General features: G+C 66.4%; 1 protein-coding gene. It reads left to right on the top strand.

Annotated features, from left to right (window positions below; all coding sequences use genetic code 11):
• Nucleotides 1-103: 103 nt before the first annotated feature.
• Entirely contained in the window at nt 104-559 is a 456-nt protein-coding gene (locus tag AACY49_RS30060) for a hypothetical protein (protein WP_339527869.1), read from the top strand.
• The last annotated feature ends 18 nt before the right edge of the window (nt 560-577 follow it).

The raw sequence follows: 577 nt of genomic DNA, 5'->3' as shown, positions 1-577 counted from the left end.
CCTTCCTGACGTTGCGCTTTTCTCATCCGCTGAAGCGTGCCTCCCAAGATCACGTCGAGCCGGTTGACCGGCAATGAGGCACAATCGTCCCGCAGACACGCGCATGAAATGGCGAGTGCCGAAGAGTGGTGGGCAATCCGAGCCGGTGTCCGCGCTCCCGAGCGGCGACCGTCGTTCACGCTTGGTGCGCTGGGCTTCTCTGCTCGAACGCGATCCGCACCGGCTTATCGCGCTGCTGCGTCCGTCATGGGCAGCGGGCGACGACATCGCCCCGATGGCGGCGAGCCCAAGTGCCATCGACCCGGCTTGGGCCGACCCGGTGTTTCGCGTGACGGGTCTCGCGGGACGCTCTCGGGGCGACGTGAAAGCGTTTTTCCAGCTTTCGGATGCCGAGCTGGACCGGATCGCGGCGGGGTCTTGGCGCGTCCCGCAGCGGCCTGCCTGGCAGGTCGCTGCGCGCATACGCAACGTCGCCGATCCGCGCCCTGAGAAGCTGATCCTGGTCGGCGTCATGGTCATGATCGCCGCTGTCGTCGGAGCTGCCCAATGGCTTGGATGAATGAGGTCTTCCCGGGAG

Source organism: Pseudomonas sp. EL_65y_Pfl2_R96 (genome assembly GCF_963970905.1).
Taxonomy (GTDB): Bacteria; Pseudomonadota; Gammaproteobacteria; order Pseudomonadales; family Pseudomonadaceae; genus Aquipseudomonas.
The sequence above is the reverse complement of the archived record's forward strand: the minus strand, read 5'-3'. Positions and strand labels throughout refer to the sequence as shown.